Annotated in this window: 1 protein-coding gene (running past one end of the window); it reads right to left on the bottom strand. The window is 72.6% G+C overall.

The features are described from left to right. Positions 1–21,512, bottom strand: partial view of an SNF2-related protein gene (locus ACFYMP_RS17550; RefSeq protein WP_388857674.1) — the 5' portion only. Its footprint begins 6,061 nt before the window's first position; the window shows 21,512 of its 27,573 coding nt (coding positions 1–21,512); its start codon is at positions 21,510–21,512; the stop codon falls past the left edge of the window.

Raw genomic sequence — 21,512 nt, 5'->3', positions numbered from 1 at the left:
CACAGGCCGGTGTTGTGAAGGGCCGCGATGTTCCGGAGGGTCCTGCGGACCTCGGCGGTGGTGTTGAAGACCGGGCCGGGCTCCAGGTCGGGGATCGCGGCGAAGCGCATGTCCTGCGGGTAGACGGGGGTCGGGTCGCCGGCGAACGCCGCCTGCTTGGCCTCCAGGCTCTCGAAGACGGGTAGGTCACGGCCCCGCTGGGCCATCATCGTGCGCAGCGTGTCGAGTTTCTCCGTGCGGGTCGCGTAGGAGTAGTTCGATGGCAGGGCATGCCAGTTCATTCCGTGCCGCTGGTGCGGCTTGTCCACAATGCGCCGGTTGAATCCCTGCGGCCCCCCGGCGATCTCCAGCGCGAAGATGAGCTCCCGGTACTGCTGGTCGGCTCCCCACACGTAGGTGTGCTCGCGGTTGTGCTCGATCCAGACGTCGAGCCAGAGCTGCTGGTTGGGCTGGTCGGTGAGCTCAATGTGCGCTTCGATCAGGTGGCGGACCGACCGTTCAATGGTGTCCTGCCCCTTGATCGGGCTGTCGCCGTACAGGGTTTTGTGCTTGCCCTGGCCGTAGGTGCGAGTCTCGACCGAGCCGATCTTGCTCCGGTCCGGGCCGTACACCACGACCCCGGGGTACTCCCTGGCCTGGTGGTAGTCGGGGTAGCGCGGTACGGGGGTGGCGTCGTCGGGCTGTTCGTTTGCGCGGGGGGCCGGTGCCTGGTCGAGGCCGAACTCCCTGCGGAGGGCTTCGCGTTCCTCTCGGGTGGCTTCCCACATGTCGTAGGCCTGGACCACTGCGGCGACGGCGCCGGCCGTGGTTTCGTAGGGGTCCTTGGTCGTCCAGTTGTCGATGGTCGTGGCGGCGTACCCGCCGGCGGACCTGGTGACGATGGAGCCGATGTTCTGGCCGTCCAACAGGACGGGCGCACGCATCAGGTGCCCGTCGGCCTGCAGGTCTCCCACCGTGGCGCGGGCCAGCAGGGCCTGGGCGATCTCCTCGCCGTCGAGGCGGAACGCGTCATAGGTGGACAGGGGGGCGGACGCCAGGTCGATGCCGGACGTGGCCGGGCCGCCCGCTTCTGCGGTCTCGGGGGCCAGCGGTGTGCTGGACCTCTGCTCCTCCCTTTGCTGTTCGGCCTGTTCCGGCCCGACGGTGGCGTCGCGAGACTGGCTTTCGGCCCGTCGACGGTCGAAGGAGGCAACGGTCCAGGCGATGGCAGCGCTCTGGCTCTCGAAGGTCTCACCGCGGTCGTCCGCGTCGATGCCCTGGGGCCTCCAGCCCTCGCCTTCCGGCCGAATGTGCCCGACGGTGACGCCGTCCAGCAGCACGTCGCGCCGGCCGTCGTCGGCTACGTCGCCGAGCGCGGCGCGGGAGGCCAGCTCCGTGGCAAGGGCGCGGCCGCCTAGGCGGAGCGCGTCGTAGTCGGACAGGCCGGGCTGTTCCTGCGGCTCCGCGTCGATCGCCATCTGTCCTTCCGGCAGCACGGCGGTCTGCGGGGTTCCGGAAGCCGGGGCGGCTTGGAAGTCCTCGCGGCTCATCTGCGTCCAGGGCCGCCCGGTGTGCGCCTCGGGACCGGCATCGTCCGTGGGGGCCTGCCCTGCGGCGTTGGCTTCCGGTGCACCGGTCTCTACGGCGGCGGGGGCCGGAACCATCGCTGTCGGTGCTGGGGTCAGCCGTGCGGCGGCCGCGTCCAGGTCCTGAAGCTGTGCGGACCAGTGGTCCATCACTTCGACCCCGGCCAGGGCCCGATCGGGCATCACGTCCACGCCGTCCGCGCGCGCAACGTCCGCCAGGTGCGCGAGAGCGGCGCGGGCCGTGGCGATCTGCTGCTGGAGCGTCGCGAGCGGTGTCGGCCGGCTCTTGATCGCTTCTGCGGCGGCCGTGACCGCCCCCATGCTGCGGATCAGCTCGTCGTGGCCGAGCATCGGGAATCTCACGCCGTTGGTGGGGTGCACAAGGGCGGCGAGCAGGGCGGGACGTGCCGCCCGGGCAACGATGGTCTCGGGCAGGAGGGTCAGGTCGCCGACGGCTTCCCGCAAGGGTCCGGCCTCTGCCAGGGCCGGGCTGAGACGATGGCTGACGGGTTCGCCCTCAAGGGTCCCGTCGATGGTCACTGAGCCGTCCGCGTCCCGGTGGACTCCGGTCACCGTGAGAGCCGGCGTCCAGGACTCGGGGGTGAGGCGGCCGTCCTGCGGAGCGGGAAGGCGGATCGTGGCCCCGGGGCTGATCTGGGACCAGAAGCCGCGCCGCCAGCCGCCGGGGGCGGCCTCATGACGGCGGTCCTCTCCGATGATGGCGTACTCGTCGGCGGCGCCCTTGCGGGACATCGACACCGCGTGGCCATCCAGGTCGGCCACGATCCACTTGCTGCTCTTGGTCCGCGTGCCGGGCGGGTTGGCCATCTTGTCGCGGTTGATGACAGCGCCCAGGTGCTCACCTGCCTCGTTGAACAGCGCCTTGCCGCCGAGGGCCTTGATCTCCTTGGGATTGGCGACGATCGCCTGAAGTTGGCGCCGCTGCTTTTCGCGCTGGGCGAGCTTCCCGGAGACTCGCTCGCGTTCGGTTGTGATCTGGGCGCGGCGCGCCTCGACGAAGGACGCATGCTCCGGACTGGCCAACGGCAGTTCCAGCCGGGCGTGTTCGGCCTCCAAGACCTCGGGGGGTGCATTGCGCAGCGCGATGCTGCCGGGCCGGGCCGTGGTGGGCTCGCCGACCTCATCGGCGGCGGTCAGCAGGTCCTGCCCGCGGCGGCGGGCCAGCACCTTGCCGTAGTACACGGTCTCCAGCTCTACCGAGAGCTGCTCGGGCTGTACGGCGGTGACCGCGTGCCACCAGGTGTGCGAGCCCGCCAGGAGTACCTCGTCGCCGACCTGGAACTCGATCGGGCTCCAGTCCCGCTGCTCGGCCGGCGGGAGGGCGTCGAGCTGGCCGCGCTGCTCGATGTCGAGTTCCGGCAGGGCGGTGTCGGCGGGTGCGCCGTCGCGGGTGTAGTGGACGGCGATGGAGCGGCCGTGCTTGAGCATGCGGCGTACGAACTGGCCGGTCTTGTAGGCGCGGGTGTCGGGCCGGGTGCCGGCCCGCTGGACGTGGGCGTTGTGGTTGGGGGCCCGGAGGAAGTCCTCGGCCTCCAGCGCCGCACGCGCGTCCTTGTCGGTCTCGTCGACGCCGTAGACGTAGGTGCGTGTCTCGTCGCCGTGCTCGCGCTCGTGGTAGACCCAGACGGCTTCCGCGTCCCGGGGACCGGCGAGAGAGGCGGCCTCCTGGAGGGCCTGGTGGCGTTCGGCGATCTTCTTCGCGCTGGCGGACGGGGTGCGCTCGCCGGGCATGTGATCGGTGCCGACGGCAATCTTCCACTTGACCGTGCCGTCCCAGCTGCTGGGTCCGTACCCGTGTCCGATCTGCTCACTGCCGTGGCCCACGGTGATGCGCTCGACGTCGTCACGGGAGCCCACGCTCGGCGGCTCCAGGCGCCACCAGTAGCCGGGCATCCCGGTGATTTCCTGTGCGTCGAACGGCATGGCGGGGCTGTCCACGGCCGACGCGGCGGCCTCGGGGAATGCCGCGGTCTCGGCGTGCTGGGCGTGGTGGCGTTCGGCGAGGTGCTTCGCGCTCTCGGACGGTGTCTGTCCGCCCTCCACCAGTTCGGTGCCGTCGGGGATCGTCCAGCCGGTCCTGTCCTGCCAGCCGGGTCCGTGTGCCTCGCCGATCGGTTCGTCGCCGAAGCCGACCGTGATGCGCTCCGTGGTGTAGCGGTCGGTGGCTCGCGGGGGCTCCTCGCGCCACCAGTAGCCGGGCATCCCCTCGACTTCCCGGGTGTCGTAGCGGCTGTCGGTCTCAGGGGTCGGTGCGGAGGCGGTCTCGGGGGCGTCCGCGGCCGTGGCGGTGCTCTGATCGGTGAGCGGGACGGCTGTCTGTTCTGCGGGCGCCTGGGGGGCGGCCTGCTCGGCCGGCGCAGGGGACTCCTGTGCGGCGGGGGCGGGGACCGCCTTGTAGCGGCGCATCGCGTTGAGGGCGTCGTCCACTTTGGGGTGTACTTCGCCGCCGCGGGGACCGGTGCGGTCGTCGGGCCACCAGGCCCAGGAGCGCTGCTTGTCGGCGGCGTATCGCCCCTTGCGCAGCCCCCATTCGAGGCTGAACTTCCAGTGCCCGACGGTGGTGTGGGCCTCCAGGAAGACATTGAACCGGTCGACGCCGTAGTTGCCGCGGATGGTCTCGCGGGTCATGGTCCATCCGCGGGCCCGGGCGGTCCTCCACAGGTCGTCGACCGTCGCGGGCACCGGGTAGTCAGGCTCCCAGACTCCGCCGTCCTTGACGGGTGCTCCGTCATCGCCGGCAGGCGCGGGGGCGGCCTGTCCCGCCGAGGGCGCGGGCTCGGGTGTCGAACGCGCGTCGGCGAAGCCGCGTAGCCGGCCGGGCATGTCGTGCGCCCGTCCGGACAGTGCCCGGACCAGCCCGTACAGGTCGCTGGTGTGCAGGTCCTCGTTCTCGAGCTGGGCGCGCAGGGCGTCTGCTGCGGGGGCGAGGGATTCGAGGGCGTCGGCCTTGGCCCGCAGCTGGTCGTCGTCGAGGCCGGTCCGCTGGTCTGCTTCGAGCTGGGCGAGTGCGCTCAGCACGGCGGTGAGTGCGGGCTGCTGCTCGTGGGTGAGCGGCCAGGTGTGGCGGCTGGCGGTGCGCAGCGCGGCGGTGAAGGGGACCAGGTCGGCAAGGGCCCAGGCCGCTTGCGTGGCATCGGGGTAGGTGGGGTGGCCGGGTAGGGGCTGGTCGTTGTCCTGGGCCCAGACGCGCAGGGCGTCCAGGACGGCGTGGTGGAAGTTGTCCGCGCCGTGAGGCTGCGGGGGCAGGATCGTGAGCGGCTGGTCGGTGTGCGGGGGCAGGTGCTCCCCCATCACGGTGTGCCAGCTGGATCCCTGCTTCACGAGCGTGGCCACGGTGGTGTCGCTGGGGGTGCGCAGTGTGTAGCTGGGGCCGTTGAAGACGCCGGGGTGTGCCACGACGGTGAAACCGTCGGTGCCGGGGACGGCGTAGGCGAGCCGGCCCGGGTGCTTGGCGTGGGAGATCTGCTGGTAGGGCTGGCTGACGCCTGCTTCGTAGTCGTCCAGCGGCGTCACGGTCTGGGCGGTCGCGTCCAGCGGTCGCGGGTCGGGGTAGCCGAGGCGCCCCAGGAGGAAGGGGTCTTCTTCCCACAGCTCCACCGTGGAGGGGAAGACCTGGCGCCACTGTTCGCCCCACGCGGTGGCGGCGGTGCGGTCGGCGTGGTCCCGGGCGGCGTCGGCGAAGGCGGAGAAGTCGGGTCCCAGCTCTGCGGGGAGGCTTTCCCGAGGGCTGGTCTGGGCGGCGTGGGCCAGCAGCAGGACGGCGCGGACGGCATCGTGCGGGGTGGTGGGGCTGGCCGCCCGCAGTGCTGCCATCGCCTCGCGCAGGGTCTGGGTGTGCGGGCCGGTGTCCGGCCAGTGCGGGTGGGTGCGCAGGGCCCAGGCCGCGGTGATGAGGTTCTCGGTGGCGCGGGTGAAGTCCTCGATGCTGCCGTACGGGGCGCCGCCGGGGGCGGTGGTGGTCTCGAACAGCGACTGCGATCCCGTGTCCGGCCGGGGGGCGAGGTAGCGGTTCCAGGAGGCGGCGAGCGCCTCAGCCGTGGGGCCGCCCGCGTTCTGCAGGGTGTCCCAGACGTCCTGTTCGACCGCGTTCAGTCGGGCCCACACCTCGTGGTTCTGGGTTGCCGCCGTGAAGAGCGCGTCGGCGTTCAGCAGGTCGCGTCGCACGTCGTCGTTGAGGCCGAGGTGGATCCAGGCGGGCAGTTCCTCCCAGCGCATCACCATGCTCATGGCGGGCCGGGTCTCGGTTCCCTGGGTGGAGATGAGGATGCCTTCGGCGGAGGCGTCGACCCGGCCCAGGGTCTGGGTGTCGTTGCCGCGGCGGGATCCGCCCAGCCAGGTTCCGCGCTGGGTGGCGACGAGCTCGTCGCGCCAGGCGCGCCAGCGTGCCGGGTTGGTCATCCTCACGACGAACGCGGCGAGTCCGGAGCCGGGTTGATGGACTCCGTTGCTGAGGCTGCCGAAGTCGTTGATCATGGTGCGGATCGCGGCGTGCTGTTCGGCCAGGGTGATGCCGGGCACGGCCCATTCGGCGACGTCAGGGCCGTCCAGTGCGGCGGGTGCCGGGGAGGCCGGGTCGGCGGTGGTGGCGGTCCGCGCTGTGGGGAGGCCTGGGCGGGGTGCGCCGTCGAAGAGCGTGTCCCAGGCGGCCGAGGCGACCGTTGCCCGCCATGCGGCGGCGAACGCGTCCGCCGCTCGCACGGCCTCGGCCAGGGCTTGCTCGGCGTCGGCGGGCGAGGCGATCTGCATCCAGGCGTCGCTGACGGCATGGACGGCCACGTGGATCTGTTCGACGGCTGTGTGGAAGTCGCCGGGCTGGCGCAGGGAGACCCGCGTGAAGGTGTCCAGGGCCTCGCCCAGGGCGCTTTCGACGCCGGCGGCCTGGGCCAGCTGCTTGAAGTGCGCGGTGCGTCCCAGTGCCCGAACGGCCTCGTTGAGCGCACGGCGCGGGCCGCTGATCTCCTTGAACCGGGTGAACGGAGCGGCGGCCGGTGCAGCCGCAGCGGCGGCGGCCGGCTGGTCGGCGGGCTCCTCGGGTTCGTCGTTGCCACCGGGGGCGGGCGGCGGCGGGGCGTCGTGCCCGGCCCCTCTCCCGGCAGCGGGCGGCAGCGGGGCGGGCGGCGCGTCTACGCCGCCGTGCTGCGCGCCGGGCGTACCGGCCGCCGGCTCTGCGGACTCGGCGCGGGGGGAGGCGGCCTTGGCCGGCGCCTGGCCGGACGGGGAACTCGTGGGGGCCTGCGGGGGCGTGGCCTGGGCGACGGTCTGCGGCTCGGTGGTGGCCGCGCGGTGTTCCTCCCAGGTGGGGCTCGGGTTGATCAGTTCGGAGGCGGCCCAGGTGGAGTGGCCGCGGGCGTAGTCGTCGAGCAGGTGCCGCAGCCGGGTCGCGCGGGCGCGCACGAAGGCGGCGCTGCCGTCGCCGTGCACGTCGGTGAGGGCGCGCTCGATGGCCCCGGCCCGGGCGCCGTAATCGTTTTGCAGTTGCTCCAGCAGCCGGTAGATGCCGGTGGCGTGCAGGGCGTGGCGTCGTGGCGACTGGTCGAGCATCCCAGGCGGGTTGCTGGCCAGGGGGAAGCCCCGGTCCAGGGCGGCCAGTTCGTCGTACAGGTCGGCAAGACCTTCACCGGCGTTGAGTCGCGGGTGGCTGGTGTGGAGGTAGTCGAGCAGGGAGGTGAGCTGGGTGTGCAGGGGGCGCAGGGCAGCGGTGATGGCGCCGAGCCGTACGGCGGCGGGCCGTGCTGCGGCGGCGGGGGTGTGGTCGCCGATGGGGACGGCTCCCTCGGGCCGGTGGACCACCACGGCGCCGTCGGCGAGCCGCTCGGCGGTGTATCCGGAGGCGCGGATGTCGCGGTCGATCGTGAGGTGCCCGTAAGCCACGACGGCCGGTGTGCTGCTGGCACCGGGGACGTGCCGTTCGGTTGCGGGGTAGATCTGGAAGCTGGTGCCTCGGTCCAGGCGGGAGCGCTTGGCCTCCAGGACGGCGCGGATCTCACTGGCGAGGTGCCAGCGGTCCGCGTCCAAGCCTCGGGGAGGGGCGACGGTGACGATGCGGGCCTCGCCGCGGTGGGCGCTGCGCGGGTTGTCCTCGGCGACGGTGACCGGCTCCCAGCCCAGGGCGTGCAGGCCGCCGATGCGGGCGTCACGGACGTTGGGCGCCTCGAACGGCATCATCGTCATGGTGACGGCGACGCTGCCGTCGAGACGCGGCTGCAGCGTGTAGCCGCCGCCTCCCCAGGCGGCCGGTGTGAGTCCGGTGCCGTCCAGGACGCGGGCCACGGTCCGCTCAGCCGGCGTGACCTGATCCAGGAGCGCGGTGGCCGGGGAGGGCGGGCACATCGGGAGGTGCTCGCTCTTGTTCTTGCGGAAGAGCTGCGTGCGGCCACGGTCGTCGTGGGCAGAGGCGACCCAGTCGGCGGCCAGCGCGGCGGCGTCCTTGCCCAGGGCCGCGATGACGTCGCGGTCGTCCGTGGGCAGTTCAGCGCGCAGTGCGTGCACATACAGGCAGCGGGCGGCCCGGGCCAGGTCGAGGCTGGCCCGGTAGGCGTCCGGGCGGTTCTCCAGCCGGTCGTCGCGGGCCAGGATCGTGGCGGCGCGGCGCAGGGAGGCGGCACCGAGGTCGTCGAGCGCGGGGGTGGAGAGCCGTTCGCGGACGGTGTCGAGGGCCAGGACCTTCTCGACCTGGTCCAGCAGCGGTCCGCGCGCGCCTCGGAAGGGGGTGATGGAGCGGCGCACCGTTCCGTCGGGGAACTCCGCCCGCAGTGCCGCGGCGGTGGCTGCGGGACGCGCGGCCTTCACCGTCTCCCACCATGGCCCGAGCACTCCCCCGCTCAGGAGGCTGCCCTGGGCGCGGCCGATGGCCTCTTCGAGGAGGTGGACGTGTGCTTCGGGCAGGCCTTCGTGCCACTCCGGCCCGAGGAGCCAGGCCCCGACGGCCTGTTCGGCCAGGTGCTGGGGGGCGTCGGGTTCGGCGTGTGCGATCAGCGTCGCGTCGGCTTCCAGCCGGGAACGCAGCTCCAGCAGCGCGAGCTGCAGGCGGGGGTCGGTGTCGCGTTCGGTGGCGGCCAGCCTCCCGGCGTGCTCGGCCGCGGCCCGGGCCGCTGCGTCGAGTCCCGCGCCGCCGGGGATCCGGTTCTGGCGGCGGAGGTGGGCCGTCTCCCGGGCCTGTTCGGCGAAGTCAGCCAGGGCGGCGTGATCGCTGTAGGCCTCGCCCCGCTCCCTGGCCTGCAGGAGTCCGGCCAGGACGATGGGCGTGTTCCCCACCCGGTGCGGATTGTCGGCCACCACCGCCACGTCGAGTACCAGTTGCACGAGCTCGTCCTGCGCGGTGCGCGCGGCGGCGGCATCCGCGTAGGACTCGGTGCCCGGCGCCACCGCCGTCATGGCCTGCGGTGTCTCGGTCGTCGCGGGGCGGGCGGGCTGGTGGTGCTCGTCGGTGGGCAGTGTCGCCAGGTGGCGGGTGAGCCGGTCGGCGTGGCGGGCGGCCGTCTCCTGCAGCTCGCGCGCCCACGGCGTCCAGCTGCCGCTGCGGCCCTGGGCCAGAGCCGTGGCCTCGGTGGCCAGGAGCCGGTACCGGTGGATCTCGCCGGCGACGCCGCCCACGTCCCGGTGCCCGGCGACCAGGCGCAGCGCCGCGTCCAGTTCCGTGCTCGGCTGCGCGGGCGGGGTGTCGGAGTGGGGCAGGTTGTGCAGGAGGTAGGCCAGTGCCTGGATCTTCTCCTGGACGTAGAGCATGTCCTGCTCCGGATACGTCTCACCCGTGGTGGTGGTCTGCCGCGGCGTCAGCGTCTCGGTGAGCCGGTCCGCCGCCCGTTCCACGAGCAGCAGCGCGTGGTGGGCGGGGACGGCGGTGTGGTGCCCGCTGTGCCGCCCGATGAGGTTTTCGACGCGTGCCCGGGCGTGCGCGGCGGCGGTTGCCAGCGAGCGTGCCTCTGCGGCCTGGACGTGCCAGTCGCGGCCGCCCCCGAGGTAGGGCATGGCCTCCTCGAAGGCGTCGACCTGCTCACGGTCGGCGTCGGGCAGCAGGAACCGCAGGTGGCGCGCCGCGCTCTGGTGCAGCTCCCGCAGCGAGGCCACCGCGGCGTCGAGTCCGGCGTCCGTGGTGAGGGGCTCGGCGGTGGTGTTCTCGACGGCCTGGGCGAGTTCTTCCAGCGTCGGGCTGAAGGGACGGCGTCGGCCCAGGTTCATGGAATCGGTGGGCTGCTCGCCGACCGGCGTGAACACGCGCCGCTCGCCGCCGCCGACGCTGAGGGCGAGGGCGCCGTTCTCCCAGACGGGGGCCTCGGTGCCGGGGCGCAGGGCGATCGTGTACAGCTCGGGTGCGGTGTAGGTGATCGTCTCGTCCCAGGTGTCGCCGGCGGCGGTGCGCATCAGCTGGGAGGCGGGCATGTGCTCGGCGATGCTCTGGGCGAGGATGCGGGCACCGGTCTGCTCGGCGTCCTCTTGGCCTGCCGGCCATCCGGTGTCCGGGGAGGTGGCCTGGGCGGTGAGGTGCATGCGGGAGGCGTGGTCGTAGGCGGCCGAGGCCAGGTTGCTGACGGTGGGCTCGTTGATGCTGTCCTCGTCGAGGCGGGCTTCGAGGGCGTGGGCGAGGTCCACCAGCCGCCGGGTCCACTGGGCGGCGTCCGGGAGGAGGCCGGGCTGCGGGGCGGTCGCGTCCTGCCACAGCGCTGCGCCGGCCTCGTCGGAGATCTCCTTGAGTGCCCTCTCGCTGATGTACTGGCGGCCGCTCCAGGTGCGGGTGAACGCGCCGAGGGCGGCGGCCAGCCGCAGGGATCCGCTGCGGGCGGCGGCCTGGTCGGGGTAGGGGTCCTCCGCATCGCCCATGCCCTGCGGGTCGGCCATGTGCCAGGCGGCCAGTTCGGTGACCTCAGCGGGCGCGGCGGGCTCGGGAGGTGTGCTGCCGGCGGCGGCGAGGCGTGCGGTGGTCTCGGTGAGCAGGTAGGTGTGCAGGATGTCGGCGGCGGTGACGGGCGCGTCGTCGGGGGTGAAGTACGGGCCGGTCAGCTCGGCGGTGTGGAAGTCCTGTTCGTCGGCGAGGTACTTCTCGGCGAAGTGACGGATCACCTCGTGCGGGTCGTCGCCGAGGTGGCCGTCCACCCGCAGCCGGACGTCGATGTCGCTGCTGGCCGCGTCGGCCAGGGCGGCCAGTTGCGTGGCGAAGGGCTGCCACGGGGTGGGCAGGGGGGTGCCTGCGGACGGCAGGGGGCCGGGGGATGTGTCGTTGGAGGGGGCCGTGACGCGCAGGGTGTGCCACATCGAGCCGAACAGGCCGGTGAAGTCGCCGGTAGGGCCGATGTCGCTGTGCAGGGCGCGCCGCAGGCGGGGCGACATGTCCTGCTGGCGGGCTTCGAGCCACGCCCACAGCGCGGGCGCCTGGGGCACCTCGGAAGCCGAGGAGGCGGTGTAGGTGACGGCGGCCATCAGCTGCTCGTCGGCCGCCGCCTGCGCGGTGAGCGCTTCGGCTTCCTCGCGTACCTGCGGGTCGGCTTCGTCGACGAGGCTCTGGGTGACGGCCGCAAGGCGGGCGGCGTCGCTGTTGAGCGACATCAGCAGTTCGGCGTTGGCGCGCAGGTCCTCGTCGGCCTGGACGTGCCAGACCTTCAGGGCGCGGTCGCTGATCTCGTGCAGCAGGGCGGGCAGTACCGGGGAGATCCCGGCGCTGACGTCGGCGTGGTGGTCCAGGAGGGTGTCGATCAGGCGTAGCAGGGTGCGCTCGTCGCCGCGGTCCTCGGGTCGCAGGGCCTCCTGCTTGTCCTTGAGCTGCCGGGCGCGGTTGATGAGGTAGGTGTGACGTGCGGTGAAGTCCTTGACGCTGGTGGGCGGGTTGGCTGGCTCCAGCTCGGGCCGGGTCAGGTGCAGCACTCCGCCCTGGCGTGCGGCGCGGGCGGCGGTGTCGGGCGCGTCGCGCATGGTGGCCGCCCACTGGTTGCGCAGCGTGTCGATGGCGTCGGACAGGGCTGTCCAGCCCAGGGTGTGGTCGGAGGCGGTGCGGGCCTGGGCCCGGGCGAGGTCGCCGGCCTGCGCGAGCAGGGCGTGCCAGCCGCCTGGGGTGGCTCCGGGCTTCGGGTCGTCCAGGAGGGCGTGCAGCCGGATGACCGTGTGCCGCTCGACGTCGGCCAGTTGCTCAATGGGGCCCAGCTGCTGCGCCCAGTCGCCCCAGGTCTGCTGGAGGTCGGCGAGGGCCGCGGTGGCGTCCTGTGCCTGGCCGAACGGTGCGGGCGCGGCTGCGGCGGCGCCGGCGAGTTCGGTGCTGCTGGGGGCGGGGATGCCGCGGACGGCGGTGCGCGAGAGGTAGTTGTCCACCGAGCGCAGCAGCGGGGCGAGCTGATTGAGGGCCCGGTCGCGTGAGCGGGCGGTGTCGGCTTCGGTCAGGCGCTGCTGGATGACCCGCAGCCACTGGCCGGCCGTGGCGACTTGGAGCCAGTGCTCGGCGGGACCGCCGTTGCCGACCGGCTCGGGAATGCCGGACTCGGCCTCCTCCACGGCGTCCTGCGCGTCTGCGGCGGGCCACCGCGCGAACTCCTCGAGAAGTTCGTCGTGGACGGCCAGCCACTCGCGGATGTCGTCGAGGAGACGGTCGACGGCCTGCACGGCCTGGGGCCCGGGCGGGTAGGGCGTGGGGTGGAGGATCTCCAGGTCCCACTCCCCCGCCTGCGGTTCGGTGACCGTGATCGCGACCGGCGGCGGGAGGGCGCCGGGGCGGCTGCCCGGCGGGAGGGTGGCGTAGGCGACGAGCGCCTGGCGCAGCGGCTCATCGAGGGCGGTCAGGGCGGGCCAGTCCTGTGCCTGGTCCTGGAGCAGGGCGGCGGCCTCGTCGGGGGTGCGGTGCCGCACGGCGGTCGTGAACTGGTCGGCTTCCGGCTGCGGGAGCGCGTGCAACGTGCCGGCGCGGCCGTTGCCGGGCGACCACAGGGAGGCGAACGTGCCGTCGCCCGGTACCAGGCGCAGTCCGTTGCCGGGGCCGAGCCACTTGGCCAGTTCCTCGCCGCGGCACACGAAGGGCTGCGGTCCGCGCTGGACGGCGAACAGGGCGCCGGGCTCGGGGATCAGCGCGGTGCGCGCCCGCTGGGCGGTGTGGGCGGCGACGTGGGTGACCAGCGGGTCCAGGGTGTCGGTGTCGCCGAAGAACGCCTCGATCAGCTCCCGGTCCCCCGGGTCGCCGGGCTCGGAGAGCCGGTTTGCGACGGTTTCCTGGATGAAGGTGCGGACCGATGCCAGGACGAGGGGGTTGGAGGGGCTGTTGCTGATGAGCGCGCCGCTGATGTGCGGATCGGCGGCGGCGGCCTCCAGCAGCGCGTCGACGGCCGCGGTGTGCTGCTCCCACTGCGGCGGGGCGGGCAGAGGTGTGGTGGTGGGCGGGACGTCGGTGCCGGTGGCGGCGGCGGCCAGCGTCGAGGCCAGGTGGCCGAAGACGCCGGTGAACCCCTCCGGCGTGGTGTCCGCGGCCAGGGCGTGCCGCAGCAGCGGGGACATCGTCTCGGCGCGCTCGGCGAGCCAGTTGAGCAGGGCCGGGGGGAACGGTACGGGGGCGTGGCGGGTGAGGTCGGAGGCGGGCGTGCCGAGGGAGGCGAGAAGGCGGGGGTCCTCCAGTGCGGCGCGCGTGAGGGTGTGCACCTCGCCGTCGAGGGAGCCTTCGGACTCGATGAGGGTGCTGTGCAGGCGCCGCGCGTGCCGCATGGCCGCGTCGGCGAAGTCCTCGAAGTAGTCCTCCCGGTAGGCGCGTTCCTGCTCGTCGGCGTGCTCGCGCATGACCTGGCGGGCCAGGTCGGCGGCGGTCGCCAGCAGGTGCGGCCAGAACGCGTGAACGCGGCCCTCGAACGTGTGCACCAGCGGGCGGAGCTGGATCTCGGCGCAGACGGCTGCCAGGCGCCGCTCGGCGGCCGAGGTGTTCTGCTTGCGGCACTGCTCGGCCGCGCGCTGCGCCCGGCTGGTCACGCTCTCGTGGGCCTGCTGGATCGCGGCGTCGTCGACCGCGCCGTCGGCGCCGGCGTACGGTGCGGCCGCGGGCAGCTCGCGGTAGGGCGCTTCGAGGGTGCGGGGCTGCTCGGGGAGTGCGGCGTGGGCGATGTCGGGGTGGGTGAGCAGGGTGTGGGCCAGGCGTCCGACGTGGGTGGGCAGCGGCTCTGTGCTGCGGGTCCTGGGTACTGGGGTGCCGTACAGCGTGCGGACCAGGCCCTCCATGGCCATCAGGTGGGCGAGTGCGCCGCGTGGGGCGCGGGCGGCGTCCAGGCGCGCGCGGCTGAGGCCGCCGCGTGGGGCGCGGGCGGCGTCCAGGCGCGCGCGGCTGAGGGCATCGCCGGAAGTGTCGATCCGGTGGTGCAGGTCGGCGAGGGCCTGGGTGAGTTCCTCGGTGGTGGTGTACGGCTCGAATGCGGCGCTGGCCAGGGTGTCGACGAAGGCCGGGTCCGGTTCGTCGTGGGGGGTGTGGGCGAGGCGGTCGATGTGCACTGCGGTGCGGCGGGCCAGGTGGCGCAGCCTGCCGGTGGGGGTGTCTCCGAGCTTGCGGTGCCTGGACAGGGTGAGGGTGGCGGCCTGGGCCCGGGCGTAGCCCTGAAGCCCGGCTGCCCAGTCGTCACCGTCGAGGGTGTAGGTCTCTCCCCAGGCCGCCGTGAACTCGGCGATCGCCGCCAGCAGTTCGGGTTCGGTGGCGGGGGGCAGGGCCTTGGTGAGGTCGGCGTGCACGAGGGCCACCAGCGTGTTCAGCTCGCCCACGGCGGTGGTCGCGGTGTCGCCCTGCGGCTGGTAGGCCGCGGGCCGGTCCTCGGTGACGGGCCACCGGGTGGTCGCCGGCGGGTACTGCCCCGCAGGGCTTTCATCCGGCTCCTGCGCGCCGGCCTCGGGCTCGGTCTCGGGCTGAGGCGCCGGGCCGGGGGCGGCCGCGGCCGGGGCGCGGCGTTGGGCCTCTCGGGTCTCGTCGGCGCGGGCGAGGATCGTAGTGAGGGCGTCGCTCAGCTCGGTCAGTGCGGGCTTGGCACGGCCCGAGTAGTCGACGCCCGGCCGGTCTTCTATCTCTGTGAGGACGGCCTGCGCCGCGTGGAGGGCTGCGCGGAGTTCGCTCATCGTGGGCCGGCTCGTGCGGCCGGGCCGGCGCAGGTTCTCGATCGCCTCGGCGTACCGGTAGGAGTCGGTGTGGGAGCCGCCGATGAACAGGTCGTCGCGCAGGCCGGTCACAGTCCATGCGGCGAGCGGCCCGTCCAGGCCCGCGAGGGCGTCGCTGATCTCGTCGTCGGTGGTGAACGGGCCAGGCGTGCCGGTCTGCTGCTGGGGCCCGGTGTCGCTAGTGGGGCGGGTGGCGGGTGCGGCGTCGGCCGCGCCGGGGACTGTCGGGGCGGCGGGGGGTTGGGGTGTTGGGGTGGTGTTCCCCGCGGCGTGGTCGGGGGTGTTGCCCGCGGCCGGGACCGGTTCGGTGTTCTGCGCGCTCCAGGTGCGCATGAACTCCTCGAACTGGGCGCGCGCGGCGGCTTCGATGGTGCGGGTGACGTCGTCCTGCGCACCGCGTTCGGCGACGGTGGCCCGGTGGCTGGCGAGGAAGGTCCGCGCCAGGTGCGCGAAGGTGTCCAGCGGAGGCTGCATGGTGGCGCGGTCGCCTCCGCGCAGGGTGCGCAGGAGTCGTTCCACCTCCTGCAGGCTCTTGGTCAGCGAGCTGTCGGTGTCGCGGAAGTCGCCGTCCTCCATGGCGGCGACCGCCGCGAACAGGTGGTGGCGCAGCTGGGTGAACGCGTGGGGGATGTCGCCCCGGGCCCACGTCGCATCGGCGGCGCTGCTCAGTGCTATCTCGGCGGCATCGACCCGGACGAAGGCGTCACGCCACTGCTTGTGCGTGGTGAACGGAACAACCGGCTGCGCGGGCCTCCCCCCGGACGCTGCGGGGGCCGGGGTCGTTGGAGCCGGAGCTGCCGGTGCGGGGGTGGAGTCGGGCTGTTCGCGCCGGGCAGAGGGTGCCGGCGGGTTCTGGGCAGCGGGGGTGTCGTCGGCTTCGGGAGTGGTGCGCTGCGCCGGGGCGCGGCGGGCCACCCCGAGGAAGCGGGCGTCGTTGGAGACGGCTTCCAGGCTGGTGTGGTCGCGGCGCCGGGCGGTGAGCTGGCGGCCGGCGCTGACGATGCTCAGCAGGAGGGGGGTGTCCTCCATCAGCCGCCGCAGCAGGGCGTGGGCGGCGACGGGTTCGGTGCCCAGCGTGTACTTGTCGCTCAGGCCGAGGTCGTCCAGGCGCACGTATTCGCGGCCGCTGTCGCCGCCGCCGGGGTCGGCGGTGGGCTCGGCGGACTGCTGCCACTGGGCGAGGGCGGTGGGCGTGGCCAGGGTGGCGCTCCAGCGCTCCTCGTGCAGGGCGGCCAGGCGTGCCAGGCGCTTGAGGTCGGTGGCGGCGGGGTTGCTGCCGAAGGCCTTGACCGCTTGTGCGATGGCGGTGCGCCACCAGTCGGGGGGCACGATCGCGGCACTGGGTGCGATGGACTGGCCGTCCAGGCGGCGCCGGCGCAGTTCGCGGCTCTCGTCGTGGAAGCGGTCGACGGCCTTGGCGAGCTTGCGGCCGGCGGGGCTGGTGGCTGCTTCGGGGTGGCCTTCGACGACGGCCCGCAGGGCCTCGGTGAGCAGTCGCTCGGCGAGGAGGGTGGAGAGGCGGTCGGTGTAGTGCCCGGCCCGTTCCTGACTGTTGTCCTGCTCGTCGCCGGTGGGCTCGGCGCCGTCCGCGCCGCCGGAGCGGCTGCGGGAGCGGGAGCGGCGTGAGCCGCCGCCCCCGCCTCCTCCCCCGCCGGCCATCGCGACGCCGCTGGGCTCGGCGCCGCCGGAGCCGTAGCTGGGCACGGCTTCGCCCGGTCCGCTGCTCTTGATCTCCGCTTCGGATTCCAGCTCGGCCATCAGGGAGGCGACCTTGGCCTTGGCCTCGGCCAGGTTGTCGCCGTCGTGGTAGACGGTGCCGATGTGGGCGCGGGCGTTCTCCACCTCGCCGAGCGCCGTGGTGCGGTCCGTGTGCGCCTTGGCGAGGTCGTCCTCCAGGTGCGCGAGCCGGTACTCCAGGGACTGGATGGTTCCGGCCGCGGAGCCGGGGTCCTCGCGGATCCGGCCCGGTTCGACCTTGACCTCCTCGCCGACGCCGGAGCGGGTGCCGAAGTTGAGGTACAGGTCGAACAGGCCCATGCGGGCGTAGACGGGCACGCCGCCCAGGCGGCCGACCTCGACGGGATCGTGGCCCGCGCCCTGGCCGCGCAGTTCGTCGATGACGTCGACGAGGTGGAAGGCGAGGGCGCCGGCGGCCTTCTTGCGCGCCGTGTAGGTGCGCCCGGCGACGGTCATGACGAAGTCGTCGCCGCGGGTGGACTGGCGTGTGCCGGGGGTGGTGGCGGTGCCGATGTAGCCGTTGAGCAGGTTGATGTCGTTCTGCAGCACTTCGGCGAGCCTGGCCTGACTGTCGATGGTGTACTGCAGGCCGGCCTGGGCGGCGTTGTGGGCGTGCTTCTCGGCCTCCAGGCCGTCGATCTCCTTCTGCAGGCGGCCGACTTCGAGCAGGCGGGGGTCTCCAGCGCCGATGCTGACGGCTTCGAGCATGTGCTCGAAGTCCTCCATCGCGATGTCCTCGATGGTGCGGTCGGTGAGCTTGCCGGACATCAGCTGGGTGATGAAGCGGGCCTTGCCGAGCACGAGCTGCCATACGTAGGCGTCGAAGCTGTTCTGGGTGACGTAGTTGTAGACGTGGACCTCGCGGCCGAGGTCGTAGTTGAGGTTCTTCTGCCGCACGACGCGGCCGGTGCGCTGGTGCAGGTCGACGGGGCGCCAGGGGCAGTCCAGGTGGTGCACGGCGATGGCCCTGCGCTGGACGTTGGTCCCGGTTCCCATGGTCTCGGTGGACCCGACCAGGACCGATACCTTGCCGTTGCGGCAGTCGCGGAAGAGGGCGGCCTTCTCGCGGTCACTCTGGGCTTCCTGCATGAAGCGGATGCCCTCGGTGGGCACGCCGCGGGCGGCGAGCTCCATGAGCAGGCCGTCGTAGACGGTCCACTTGCCCTGCTTGAGGGCCTCCTTGGACGGGGTGCCGAGGTCGGCGAAGACGAGCTGGAGGCTGCCGGGCAGGTCGTCGCCGTAGTCGTCGTTCTTATGCTGCTCGTACAGGGCGGCGATCTTGTCGGCGGCGATCGAGATCTTCGTGGGCTCGTCGGGGTCGAGGGCCTTGCCGATCAGGCGGGGATCGAGGGCGGCCTGCCGCATCCAGGACGCCAACTTGAGCATGTTGTCCTCGTCCGGGGCGACGGCGCGCGAACGGATCGCCGCGGCCCGGGACTTGGCTTCGCGGGCGATGTCGTCGTTGACGCTGGTGGGCGGGCACTCGACCATCTGCGGGCCGCCCTTGAAGACGGCGGGGACGGGCAGGCCCAGGTCCGCGGCGGTCTTGACGTCGGTGGGCACCCACCAGGCGGTCAACAGCTCCGGCATGTTGGTGAAGCGGGCGAAGCGGGACTTGGACTGCAGGCCGCCCTCGGGCGCGATCTCGATGCTCGTCTCGATCTCGGCGTGGTTGGCGACCCAGTCGTCGAAGGAGCGCAGGCCGAGCGCTTCGAGGATGTCGGGGCGCAGGAGTTTCATCCACACGTACGCCTCGGCGATGGAGTTGACCACGGGGGTGGCGGAGGCGCCGGTGACCACGCGGGACCCGTAGGTGCGCCGCATGTATTCGAGCTTCATGTGCAGGTCGGTCGCGCGGATCGACCCGGCTATGGACAGCCCGGCGTTATTGGACGGATTGTACAGATTTTTGAAGTTGTGGATCTCGTCGACGAACAGGTAGTCGATGCCGAGCTGCTCCCAGGAGAGGCCGCCGTCGCGGATGGAGCGCATCCGCTCCCGCAAGGCCTGCTCGCGGATCAGCTTCTTGCCTTCGACCTCCTTGACGGTGTCGTCGTCGGCGGGGTCCTTGCCCTCGGCTATCAGCTTGGCGCGGCGCCGCTCGAGGTCTTTTTCGAAGTCGGCCAGCTGGTTGGCGATGTAGTTCTCGTGCTCGGCCGAGGAGAGCGGGATCGCCTTCATGACGCCGTACGTCATGATGATCGCGTCCCAGTCGCCGGTGGCGGCCTTGGCCGCGAACCGCTTGCGCTTGCGGCGGGTGGAGAGGTCCTTGGTGGAGGCGGTGAGGATCTTCGCGCCGGGGTAGGCCTGCAGGAATTCCCGGGTCCACTGCTCGGCCATGTGGTTGGGCACCACGATCGCGGGCTTCTTCGCCAGGCCCAGGCGCCGCAGTTCCATGGCGCCCATGGACATCTCGAGGGTCTTGCCGGCGCCGACTTCGTGGGCGAGCAGGGCGGAGGGTTCGTTGAGGATGCGGGAGACCGCGGCCTGCTGGTGCGGGCGCGGGGAGAACTCGTTCGACAGGCCCGGGAACGCCATCGCCGGGGTGTCGTCGTAGTTGCGCAGGACGATGGAGTTGAACCGCGTGTTGTAGAGGTCGGCGAGGGTCTCGGCCCGCTCCTCGTCGCGCCACAGCCACCTGCGGAACTCGTCGTTGATGCGGTCGGCGTACTTGTTGGCGATCGTTGTCGCGAGCATCGCCTCGGCCCGCAGCGCGGCCTTCTCCGCGGCCGTGGCCTCTTCGGGGAAGTTGGGTGTGATGCGGATGGGCTTCTGGTTGAGCAGGGCCCGGGCGATCTGGATGGCGGGCATCTCCTCGGTGCCCCAGACCGCGGTGGTCATGACGTTGCGCTCGGTGGAGCAGTTGACCGTCCACGTCGAGCCGGCCGCCCGCTCGACCTTGATGGAGTCATCGCGCAGCAGTTCGCGCAGGAACTCCTGCACGTAGGGGGCGGCGACCCACGGGGCGCCCAGCTTGACGCGGATCTCCTGCGGGGGGATGTCCTTGGGCTGGACCTCGGTGAGGGCGCGGACGTTGACGGCGAACGCCTCGTCCATGTCGGCGGCGTCCTGGGCCTGGGTGAGCTTGACGCGGACGTTGCCCGACAGGTACTCGGCGGCCGGCACGAGGCGTTCGGTGTGCGGCTCGGTGAACACGACCGTGCCCAGGGCGGTGCGCGCTGCCGTCTCGTCGGCCAGGTCCAGCAGGCGGGCCACGACGTCGAGGCGGATCTCGCCGTGCATGTCCAGGCTGATCGCGGCGGCTTCCTCTGGCGTCCCCGCACGCTCGAGCATCTGGCGGGGCGCGGTGACGCGCTTGGTGAAGATCTCCGCCTTGGTCGCGGTGTTCGTCTCCTCGTCGAACTCCTCCAGGGCGTAGACGAGCGGGGCGTGGGGGTCGTCGGCGAAACCGCCCTGGGGCGGGGGCACCCGCGCCCAGGTGATGAGCTTCCCGGCCTCCTTGAGCTCGGCGTGCAGAGCGCGCAGCTCGGCCAGCGGCTCGCGCAGCGCCTGCGGGGCCTTGGCGGGTGCCCAGTCCAGGAGCACCTTGAGGTCGTCGTCGACCAGGGTGCCGTCGCCGAGGTTCTCGATCGCGGCCTGCTGCTTGGACCCCAGCCGGCCGTCGACGTCCAGGGCCGCGTCCATCAGCTGCTCGGACAGCTCCTCGGGCACGTCGTCCCAGGCCAGCTTCCGGGTGCGTTCCTGCCGGGTGAAGCGGGTGACGGGCCCGTACTTGGCGACGTAGGCGTCGTAGTGCATGTTCAGCGCGCCGCGTAGGAACGCCAGGTAGGCCTCGTCGGCGTCCGGGCTGGTCTCGGCGTCCAGGAGGTCGGAGACCGCGTCGCGGATGTCGAGCAGGGCCCGCAGTTCCTTGCGCTGGGTCTTGGCGCACGGGTGCGGCTCGCTGTCCTCCAGCCGCGCCGCCCAGAAGCTGCCGTCGTCGAGCTCGATGATCCGGCCGTCGAACCGTTCGGCGTCCGCACCGAACTTGGTGCGCGCGTCGGGTCCGAGCAGTTCCTCCTGGCGGCGCTCGGGGTTGGCGGTCATCGCCATGCCGTCCTCGACGGCGGCCGAGATCTCCCGGTCCAGCGCGTCCTGGAGCCGGGCGGCGGTGTCGCCACGGCCGGCGCGGACCTCGGGGCGGAACTTCCCGCCGCGCTTGCGGCCGGGAACCAGGGTGCCGAGCACGTTCAGGGGCCGCCCCTGGAAGTACTCGTTGACGTCCATGGACTTGGCGTCTTCAGTGGTCAGCTTCTCGGTCTTGGCGAAGACGGCGCCCTGGCGCTTGTGGGAGGGCGCCTTGCGCCGGAACACGAGGAGGTCGGTGGCCACGTCGGTGCCTGCGGCCGCGGCATGCGCGCCGTTGGGCAGGCGGATCGCGCACACCAGATCCGCGAGCTCGGCCATCTCCGCCCGGGCCGCCTTGGACGTCTTGTCCATCGTGCCGGTGGAGGTGATGAACGCGGCCACTCCCCCGACCCGCACACCCTCCAGCGCCTTGATGATGAAGTGGTCGTGCATGGGGAAGTTGCCCGGGTTGTGCCGCGGGTCCGTCAGCCGCGCGGAATGGAACGGCACGTTTCCGATCGCCGCGTCGAACTCGCCGGTCTTGATCCGGGAGTCCTGGAAGCCCTCATTCACGATCCGGGCCTGCGGGTAGAGGGCCTGGCTGATCGCCGCGGTCACCGAGTCCAGCTCGACACCGGTCATCTCCGCGCCCTCGGGCGCCATCCCGATGAACGTCCCGACGCCGGAACCCGGCTCCAGCACCCGCCCGCCCTTGAAGCCCAGCGCCTGCAACGCCCGCCAGATGATCCGCACGTACGCGGCGTCCGTGTAATGGGCGTTCAGCGTGGTCCGCAGCGCGGCCGCATACTCCTTCTCGCTCAGCAGCTCCCGCAGCTCGGCCTGCGCCGCCTCGTACTGGGTACGTCGGGCCTTCGTACGCTCCCGGGAAGGATCGAAGACGTTGGGCAGGGACCCCCACGACGACCAGCGGGCCAGTACCCGCTTCTCCTCGCCGGTGGCTTCCCGCTCCTCCCTGTGGATCTGACGCAGTACCCGGAGCGCCGCGAGATTGGCCTCCAGACGGGGCAT

Origin of the sequence: Streptomyces sp. NPDC007088, from assembly GCF_042869355.1 — a bacterium.
Taxonomy (GTDB): domain Bacteria; phylum Actinomycetota; class Actinomycetes; order Streptomycetales; family Streptomycetaceae; genus Streptomyces.
This window is presented reverse-complemented; position numbering and strand designations above follow the sequence as displayed.